This is a genomic window from Ruminococcus sp. OM04-4AA (assembly GCF_003462585.1).
Lineage (GTDB): Bacteria > Bacillota > Clostridia > Lachnospirales > Lachnospiraceae > Mediterraneibacter > Mediterraneibacter faecis.
Map to the genome: position 1 here is coordinate 1 of NZ_QTZH01000122.1, position 2272 is coordinate 2272.

General features: G+C 35.0%; 5 protein-coding genes. All 5 read right to left on the bottom strand.

Features of this window, described 5'->3' with window-relative positions; translation table 11 throughout:
- The coding region (locus DXB52_RS15465) for a hypothetical protein (protein WP_147343397.1) at positions 1–187 on the bottom strand (187 nt) is incomplete at its 3' end.
- A gap of 1 nt (position 188) precedes the next feature.
- A complete protein-coding gene (locus DXB52_RS15470; protein WP_118108013.1) occupies positions 189–503 on the bottom strand; it encodes a hypothetical protein in 315 nt (104 codons plus the stop codon).
- A gap of 12 nt (positions 504–515) precedes the next feature.
- Positions 516–803: a hypothetical protein gene (locus DXB52_RS15475; protein ID WP_117909349.1), complete on the bottom strand. Its 288-nt coding sequence runs from the start codon at positions 801–803 to the stop codon at positions 516–518.
- 12 nt (positions 804–815) lie between these two features.
- Positions 816–1211: a hypothetical protein gene (locus tag DXB52_RS15480; protein ID WP_117909351.1), complete on the bottom strand. Its 396-nt coding sequence runs from the start codon at positions 1209–1211 to the stop codon at positions 816–818.
- Between the two features lie 29 nt (positions 1212–1240).
- A partial coding sequence (locus tag DXB52_RS15485) for a type VII secretion protein EssB/YukC (RefSeq protein WP_147343398.1) occupies positions 1241–2272 on the bottom strand: 1032 nt, incomplete at its 5' end.

Consider the following 2272-nt stretch of genomic DNA (forward strand, 5'->3'; position numbering starts at 1 on the left):
TGCGTAACTGGGAAACGTCATGGACGGCTATCCCGTAACGGACTTCATAAGGTACTGCGTCCAGTGCTTCCCCTGCCTGGTCTGCATAAGTCCTCATAGCAGACACATGGTCCTTGCACTGCTCTAAGATGCTTTTGATATCCTTACACAGCTGTGTAATCTCGCTTACCTGAAATACTCGTTTCATTCTATGTCCCCTTTCTTTCCTTACTTTTTACCCATTTGACTAGCACCTGTGTATCTAATTCTATAAACTCAGATGCCGCAAATCGAATGCTCTCTGAAAATTTCTTCAATGTATTACATAAGGCAGTTGCCAATGCACTCTCTGCTGTCAATTGTTCCTGTAATGCATCTGCCTCATCTCCAAATGCTTCCGATAGGTGCTTATTTAAATCTGAATAAATGTTATTAATATCATCTTGCACTGTGCCTATATCTGATACAGCCCCATTAATAATGGATTCTACACTGTTTATATCAATATTAATATTTTTTACCATCTATTTTCCTCCTTAGCAACACATATCCAAGTCTGCTATAGCATTCTTGAAACTGGCAATAATAGAAGCATGCGAAGAATAAACTTGTTCCATAGAGGCTCTGGCATCATTTAATTCTTCACATAAAAGATTTACTTTTGGAGAAATTGCATCCGTATAGAATTCTCCATCTTTTCCTGTCAATTCTTGCAAGTCTTTGATAACTTTTTCGAGAAGTTCCAATATGATTTCATGCTTTCCCTCTAAAGCACTTTTCAAATCTGTATAGTTTTCATCATTTACTGCAATTTTATCTGCCATTTCACTACCTCCTTATATTAAACTTCTCTTATATTTAATTCTACTTTCAAGTTGTGAAATTTTATCGTCAATTTTTTCTATCTGCGTTCCCAAACTACTTACTAAATCCCCAGTTCTTTGAATAGCAGTATCATTTTCTTCTTTCGCATCGTTTATATAATTTTCCAATGCATTTGCCATTTCGCCTTCAAAAATCCCTGTCTGCTTTATTTCTTTTCCTTTCAGTTCTCCCAATTTTTCTTTCCATTCTTCGCATTCACTATTGCACTTCTTTTTAGCACTTTCTACTTTCTTCTTTGCATCTTCATATTCTTTTATCTGTTCTTCCAATACACGAATATCGCTTTTTATCCCTGCTATTCTACGTTCCTCGTTTTTCTTTTTGATATCATCCCAAAAATCTCCCATACTCTTTCCTCCTGCAAAATTTATTATTTCTACTGTGCAGTATCTGTCGGCTCTTGAGTCTGTGGTTCTTGTGTAGAAGTATTTTCCTGCACGGCACCGTCTATTTTTTCTACGGTTTCTTCCTCTTTTGGTTCATATTTATCACCAAGTTTTTCTATCTGGCTTTCCAATTCATCAAGACGCTGTTTCTTTTTGGAACCGTCTATCTTAGTATTATTTTCCAAATCATCAGCTTCTTTCATATACGCATAAATCAAAAGTTTATCATCTGACAGAGATAAGGCAATTTCCTCTGCTTTTTTCGTTTCCAGCCTTCCTATTCTTATCCAATACTCCAAAATTTTCGGATTACTACTTGTCGAAAGATTATCAATAATATTTCTCATCTCGTCTTGGCGGAAGCTTTCCATATTAGCATAAGAATAGGCTAAAATATACAGTGTGCCTTTCTCCATATCAGCTGGTTCCACCTCTCTCAAACTATCAATACAGGTTCGATAATCTTTTTGGATAAAAGCTTCATTTGCCGCCAATAATTGTCTTTGTTCTGGAACTGTTTTCAAAGATAAATATGCCGCATAGCCACCACCTATTAGTGTACCAATCAAAGTAATAATTGCTACGATTCTCCATAAAGAATAAGTAGACTTCTTTACTTTCTGCATCTGTTGTGACTGCTCTGTAACATAATCTTTTTTTACGTTACGCAAAACATCTGCAATTTCTTCAACAGTTTGGCAATTATAAATTGGTTCAAACCACTTTTCTTCCTTACAGATTTCAATTCCACTTTCTTGAATCTGTTTTACAGAATACTTACTTCCTAAAACTCCTGCCACAAAACTTTTGTAGGCATTTAAAAAATATGTATCATCCGGCTTTTCTCCACGTCCATAAATATCTCTATCTTTTAAATATAACAATCCATTTACATCGTAGTACAAATTTTCTTCTGTTAATTTCAAAAGGAAATCCGCTTGAAGTTCTTTTAACTTAGAAAAATTAATCAATATCTGATATTTCTTTTCTCGACTTTCAGATTTCACCTGAGTAAAAGGGTT